This window comes from Streptomyces synnematoformans (genome assembly GCF_039531005.1).
GTDB classification, from domain to species: Bacteria; Actinomycetota; Actinomycetes; order Streptomycetales; family Streptomycetaceae; genus Streptomyces; species Streptomyces synnematoformans.
On sequence record NZ_BAAAPF010000395.1, the window covers coordinates 1 to 5,789 of the forward strand.

7 protein-coding genes are annotated in these 5,789 nt (G+C 71.2%); all 7 read right to left on the minus strand.

Translation table 11 applies throughout. From position 1 onward, the window contains the following. Nucleotides 1-98: 98 nt before the first annotated feature. Nucleotides 99-830 (minus strand): hypothetical protein, encoded by a 732-nt coding sequence (locus tag ABD317_RS32835; RefSeq protein WP_344294842.1) that lies wholly within the window; start codon nt 828-830, stop codon nt 99-101. Nucleotides 831-958: 128 nt separating this feature from the next. Further along, nucleotides 959-1,087 carry a hypothetical protein gene (locus tag ABD317_RS32840; RefSeq protein ID WP_344294844.1) on the minus strand — a complete coding sequence of 43 codons (129 nt, stop codon included), beginning with the start codon at nt 1,085-1,087 and terminating at the stop codon, nt 959-961. Between the two features lie 130 nt (nt 1,088-1,217). Next, the gene (locus tag ABD317_RS32845) at nt 1,218-2,195 is read right to left on the minus strand and encodes a helix-turn-helix domain-containing protein (RefSeq protein WP_344294846.1); all 978 of its coding nucleotides are present in this window, start codon (nt 2,193-2,195) and stop codon (nt 1,218-1,220) included. Nucleotides 2,196-2,365: 170 nt separating this feature from the next. After that, nucleotides 2,366-2,617: a hypothetical protein gene (locus tag ABD317_RS32850; protein WP_344294848.1), complete on the minus strand. Its 252-nt coding sequence runs from the start codon at nt 2,615-2,617 to the stop codon at nt 2,366-2,368. A gap of 91 nt (nt 2,618-2,708) precedes the next feature. After that, a complete protein-coding gene (locus ABD317_RS32855) occupies nt 2,709-3,506 on the minus strand; it encodes an endonuclease/exonuclease/phosphatase family protein (protein WP_344294850.1) in 798 nt (265 codons plus the stop codon). A 26-nt stretch (nt 3,507-3,532) separates the two neighbouring features. After that, nucleotides 3,533-4,447: an aromatic prenyltransferase gene (locus ABD317_RS32860; RefSeq protein ID WP_344294852.1), complete on the minus strand. Its 915-nt coding sequence runs from the start codon at nt 4,445-4,447 to the stop codon at nt 3,533-3,535. After that, nucleotides 4,437-5,378: an aromatic prenyltransferase gene (locus ABD317_RS32865; protein ID WP_344294854.1), complete on the minus strand. Its 942-nt coding sequence runs from the start codon at nt 5,376-5,378 to the stop codon at nt 4,437-4,439. Before ABD317_RS32865 ends, ABD317_RS32860 begins: the two co-directional genes overlap by 11 nt. Between the last annotated feature and the right edge of the window lie 411 nt (nt 5,379-5,789).

The window sequence follows — 5,789 nt, forward strand, 5'->3', positions numbered from 1 at the left end:
AACCACCACGGACAGCCCAGGGCCGGTGCCTCCCCACAAGGAAGCACCGGCCCTTCGGCTGCGGGCATGCGCACGTCGGCGTACCCGGCCCGGGTGGTTCAGGCCGTGCCGTCCGGGGGTGGGCCGATCAGCCCGAGTTCGCGTCTGCGGCGGTGGCCGGAGAGCACCGACGCCAGCGCGGACGCGGTGACGAGCGTGCCCGCGGCGCCGCCGACCACGTACACGACGCCGTGGCCGGCGGGCGCGGACCGGCTCGGACGGACACGGTCCGCGGGGTCGGCGAAGACCCGTACCCGGTCGCCGGGCCTGAGATCCCGGCAACTGCTCAGCTTCTCCGACAGCTCGGCCGTCGCTCCCTCCGGCTGCAGCGTGCACCGGCTGCCGCCCCGGGGCAGCGAGCCGACGTGAGTCACCTCGGCGGTGATCCACTCGCCGCGGTCCAGCAGCACCGACGTGTGGTGGCCGTACCAGGAGGCGCCACCCAGCGCGAGCGCGGCGAAGGCGTAGACCAGGAGGTAGCCGACGCGCGTGCCGTACTGGACCAGCTCCATGAGCAGCGCAAGCAGAAACGCGGCCGTCAGGGCGACGAGCGGCCAGACGGTGACGTCCCCGAGGCGCACCGGCAGGAACGCGGTCACCGCGGCCAACGTGCAGGCCAGCAGCCCGGCACCGAGCGCGACGCCCGCAATTCCGGCCCGGGAGAGCGACGGCACCAGGCGGGTGAGGCGGGAGCTGAGCAGGTGCGGGGCCCAGGGGGTGCCGCGGTTGTTCGCGTAGAGCCGGGCGGTGCGGGCGCGGTAGTTGGCGCTCGCCTGCGCGGCGTAGGGCATCGCGGGGTCGGCGGGCCGTGCGGGCAGCGGTGCCGGGACGGTGACTCCGCCCTTCCGGGCGGTGCCGGGAGAGGGCCGGCCCGCGTAGCTCTCGGCCGGTCCCGGTGACGACGACCGTGACCGTGACCTCATCGCCGATCTGGACCGAGCGCGGCGGCGGCGACGGAGGCGACGTCGGCCGCGAGGGTGGAGGCGCGTACCGGCACAGCGGTGGCGCAGAGGTGCTCCACCGGGGGGAGCGTGGTCACCAGGATCATCTTCTCTCCGTTCCGACGCACGGGCAGGGCCACCCGTGGAACCGCACCGCGGTGCCGGTCGAGGGCCACGATGCCGGTGCGGGTGCGCGCCTGTCGTTAGCACCTGGTGCACACGTGCTTGACGGAGGGACTACACCGCCTGATGCAGGACCCGGCGGCGGTAGTCGCTGGGGGGCAGGCCGTAGGCGGCGCGGAAGGCCCGGCTGAAGGCGGCCGGGTGGGCGAAACCCCGGCGGGCGGCGATGTGGTGGACGGCGACCTCGCGCAGGGCGGGGTCGGCCAGGTCGCGACGGGCGTGCTCCAGGCGCTCGTGGCGGATCCAGCCGGTGACGGTGATGCCTTCGGCCTGGAACAGGCGGTGGAGGTAGCTGGTGGAGATGTGGTGGGCGGCGGCGATCTTCGCCGGGTTGAGTTCGGTGTCGTGCAGATGGCGCTGGATGAAGCCCTGGATACGCGTCGTCAGCGCCCGTCTGCGGCCAGGGGCCGGCTCGGTGGAGCGGGCGTGGAGTTCGTGACCGAGGAGCGCGGACAGCAGTTCCACCAGGGCTGCCCCCAGCCGGGGCCCGTCCGCCGCCCGGTAGCCCGTGGCGTCGGTGGCGAGCTGGGTGAACAGCCCGGCCAGGAGGCCGCCGACGCCCTGCCGCGCGGGCAGCGGCCGGGCGAGCAGGGGCGCTATGTGCTCCTCGGGCAGCGCCAGTTGCCTCTTGGGCACCAGGAGCCCGATGCCCCGGAACGCTTCGTGGTGGTTGATGCTGCGGATGCCGCCCGGCAGGGTGGCGTCGCTCAGGCACAGCTCGTACGGGCGGACAAGGACCCGCCGGTCTCCCTGGGTGATCTCCACGGTACCGCTCAGCGACATGCCCAGCACGTACAGGTCGCCGCCGGCCTGCTGGGCCCGCCGGCCCGCGCGGCGCAGGTGGATCGACTGGACCTCCTCCTGCCACACGCGGACCGTGCCCAGGTCCCGTACCCGGTGATAGGCACGGAAGCCGCCCGTGTCCTTGCCGGCCACCTCCGCGGCCGGATGCAGCCGGCGGATGTGCTCACGCCAGCGCTCCGGGCGCTCGGCCGCCGGCACGTCCTCGCTGCGGAAGACCGTCTCGAACATCCCCGCTCCCCGTTTCGTCTCCCCCGCCCGGGCCTCCTCCGAGCGCAACCAGCAGGATACGGAGCCGAATCCACGGAGGGCCTGCCGCCCGCCGACGAGGGGGCGGGGGCGGCAGGCCTGGTCACCGCGCGGGGTGGCGGCGCGTCACGGCCGGTCAGCAGTACCGGTTCTCAGCAGAACTTCTTCTTCGCGGCGCGCATGGCCGACCCCTTCTTGGTCTTCTGGTTGCACTTGACGGCGTAGGTGCCGGGCGTGTCGAAGTTGAGCGTCAGCTCGACCCTGCCCCGCCTGGTCTTCTTCCCGGCCTCGGCGACCTTCCCCTTGAACTCCCCGTTCATGCTGGTGAGGATGAAACCGGCCCGGTACTTGACCTTGCCTTCCACGGTCCTCTTGGACGTGATCGTGGTGTGGTGGGACACCATCGTGGTCAGTCTCCTGGCGGGAAACCGGGCAGCGGGGGGATCAGTGTGCTGACCGTCAATTCACCGGCGAGCGTGTGTACAGGACGCTGCTTCACACCTCAAGCAGGAGGGCGCGGTGGTCGGAGACCTCGGGCTCGGCGACCACCTCGAAATGCTTGACGGCGGCCGTGTCGGACACCAGGAGGTAGCTCGCGTGCCGCAGCGGCTTGCCGTAGCGGGACGTGCGGGTGTCCGCCTCCCGGACCAGGTCGACGAGGCCGATGCCGGCGAGGATCTCGAACGTCTCGCTGCCGGGCAGCAGGTTGAAGTCGCCGCACACCACGGTCAGGTCACCGTCCTCGCGGACCCCGGTGACCAGTTCCGCGAGCCGTTCGGCCTGTGCCCGGCGGGCCGGGGTGTCGGACTTCCCCGCGGGGTCCCGCAGGCCGTGCAGGTGCGCCAGGGTGACGAACCGCTGTGCCCGGGGGTCGAAGACCCGTACCGCCTGGGCGACGCGGGGCCGGTCGCCGGCCGGCCATCCGTCGCGGTGCTCGGCGTACCCGCCGTGCACGAACGCCGACCGGATGCCGACGACGGGGAGGGCTTCGGCGACGAAGGTCGCGAGGCCGAAGTCCTGCCGGTGCGGCCGGCCCCGGCGGTCGTGGACGGGGCCGGTGTCGCTGGCGGTGAATATCCCCGGGTGGCCGGGGAGCAGCGCGCGGACGTCGGACAGGAGGTCCGCGCGCTGCGGCAGCGACCGCTCGGCGTCCTCGAACTGAGTCCAGCCCTCGGCGCCCGGTGTGCGGGTGACCTCCTGGAGGCAGAGGAGGTCGGCGCCGCAGGTGTCGAGCCAGTCGGCGAGTTCGTCGAACATCGCGCCGCCCCAGGCATTGAGAGAGATGATCCGCATGGCAGTGCACCTTAGCCAGGCGGTCGTCAGTCGGGCCGTCCGGTGGTGGGGGGTGTCTCCGTGTGCATGTGGTTCACCAGCCGGGGCCGCCACTGGTAGTACGCCTGGACCTTGTAGTACTCGCCCTCGCCGGGCGAGGTGGCGACGTACACGGCCTTGGGGTCGTCGGCGCCGTACGGGATCTCCCGCAGGAAGTGCTCGATCTTCGGGTCCACCCGCTCCAGGAGCGCCAGCGGGTCCGGGGTGATCGCCGAGTAGCAGAAGCGCTCGATCTTCGGGGAGTCCCAGCTGAGGGTGGCGTAGAAGCCGAACGCCTGCCGGGTGAACGCCAGCATCTGCTCGCTCGGCTCCGGCATGTCGAGGTCGTGCAGCATCGACCGGACGGCCTCCGGCGTGAGGCAGTCGTCCACCTCGCCGAAGTACACGTTCATCGTCCGGCGCGCGTAGTCCATGCCGATCAGGGTGATCTTCTCCGCCAGCCCGTAGCGGCGGAAGAAGCCCATGTTCCCGGCTACGCTGGGCGGCATGGAGGGCAGGCGGGCCAGCTCCGGCAGGCTCTGCATCTCGTCCCCCGGGAAGCAGGACCACGCCTTCTGGAAGCCGCCGACGAGACCGAAGTCGAGGCCGTAGCTGCCGACGGGGAAGCGCTCCTCGATGTCGCTGAGGAGGGTGCCGACGGGATGGTCCGTCCTCGGTAGGAGACCTGCGGACTGCGCCCGCGCATGGGGGTCGACGCTGCTCGGCAGCATCATCATGTGGCAGTTCATCTCGCCGGCGTGGCGCGCGTCGGTCGCCACCCGGAAGAGGATCGCGGCCTGCGGGAGCAGGTCCGCGAACGCGTCCACGAGGGGCCGGACCTTCGCGTGCTCGCAGGGCACGTCCACCAGCCCGGCGGTCTTCCGGATCGCGGCGTACAGGCTGTCTGCGGAGCTACTGGGCATGGTTCTCCCGTCTGCCCTCAGGACTCATGTCCGCGGGCCTGGTGAGCTGTTTGAGCAGGGGCGAGAGCTGGTAGTAGGAGTTCGCCTCGATGAACTCCTCTCCCGGCACCCACTTGAAGGCGATCAGCCTGACGCGCTCGCCTTCGTAGGCGTACGGCGCGTGGCGCAGGAACCGTTCCATGCGGGGTTCCAGGGGCACCGGGACGTCCGACGGCTCCAGTCCGCTGCTCGGCGGAGGGGCGAGCGCGACCCGGGAGATGCGGGCGGAGTCCCAGGTGAGCGTGATGTTCGCCCGCATCGCCCCGCGGACGTACCGGAGGACCGGCTCGGCGGGCTCCGGCATCCCCATCTCGCGCAGCATCGCTCCGACGGCCTTCGGCTCCGGGCGGCTTTCCGGGGTGAACTGGAAGTACAGGTTCATCTTGGTCTCGCGGTAGTTGACGCCGACCATCGCCACCGTGTCGAGGCCGAAGCGGGCGAAGAGGTCCGCGTTCTCGCCGACCGCGTCCGGCATGGACGGGAGACCGGCGAGAGCGGTGAGCGGCTGCAGCTCTTGCGGGAAGTGCGCGTAGAGCTTCTTGAAGCCGCCGGCGACTCCGCCGTCGACGAAGTATTCGCCGACCGGAACACGGGCGGCAACGTCGGAGAGCAGGGCGCCGACAGGGTGGTCGGTCCCGGTGACGAAGCCCTTCGCCAGCGCGTACGGGTACGGGTTGCCGATTGCGGCGGGTACGCGGAAGCTGAAGTCCAGCTCGCCCTCGTTGCGCCTGCCGCTCTGCACCCCGAGGACGACCAGGTCCTCTCCCAGCACGGCGCCGAACTCCCGCAGAACCGGCCACACCTTGTCGCGTGCGCAGGACGCGCCCGCGAGCCCGGCCGCTTCCTCCAGCGACGCATACACTTTTTCGACGTCGGTTTTCTCAGCCAACATTTCCTCCTGGAGTGGGGCGGTGCCGAACCCGGCTCGGCATGCCGGGGAGAAGAGCAGAAGAGGGGGCGAGGCCGGCCATGGCGCGGGGGACTGGCCGTCGCGGCGGCTCAGGAGAACGAATTGACCTCAAGGGCGAACGACGTCGCTGAAGGCGAGGCGTCCGGCGGCGCAGCGGAGGAAGCGGTCATCCGTGGGCGCCGGGAATACGGGGCCGTCAAGCCCAAATCTCAGCGGCGCCATTGTAGCTGTAGATTCTTCGGCCCACGCTGTCAAGACCTGCGACACGACGCCGGGCGGGGGGTAGCAAGAGGTTGTCATACGGGACGTGTGGGCAACATGTTGTCTGCCGGGGGTTGTTGCCGTTTTGGGGTGGGGCGGTGAGTGTGGGTGCATGACACTTCTTGATTCGCT

What these genes read in the sequence shown, in the direction of transcription:
- ABD317_RS32835 (WP_344294842.1), bottom strand. Translation starts at nt 830, where the DNA reads ATGCCCTACGCCGCGCAGGCGAGCGCCAACTACCGCGCCCGCACCGCC.
- ABD317_RS32840 (WP_344294844.1), bottom strand. Translation starts at nt 1,087, where the DNA reads ATGATCCTGGTGACCACGCTCCCCCCGGTGGAGCACCTCTGCGCCACC.
- ABD317_RS32845 (WP_344294846.1), bottom strand. Translation starts at nt 2,195, where the DNA reads ATGTTCGAGACGGTCTTCCGCAGCGAGGACGTGCCGGCGGCCGAGCGC.
- ABD317_RS32850 (WP_344294848.1), bottom strand. Translation starts at nt 2,617, where the DNA reads ATGGTGTCCCACCACACCACGATCACGTCCAAGAGGACCGTGGAAGGC.
- ABD317_RS32855 (WP_344294850.1), bottom strand. Translation starts at nt 3,506, where the DNA reads ATGCGGATCATCTCTCTCAATGCCTGGGGCGGCGCGATGTTCGACGAA.
- ABD317_RS32860 (WP_344294852.1), bottom strand. Translation starts at nt 4,447, where the DNA reads ATGCCCAGTAGCTCCGCAGACAGCCTGTACGCCGCGATCCGGAAGACC.
- ABD317_RS32865 (WP_344294854.1), bottom strand. Translation starts at nt 5,378, where the DNA reads ATGTTGGCTGAGAAAACCGACGTCGAAAAAGTGTATGCGTCGCTGGAG.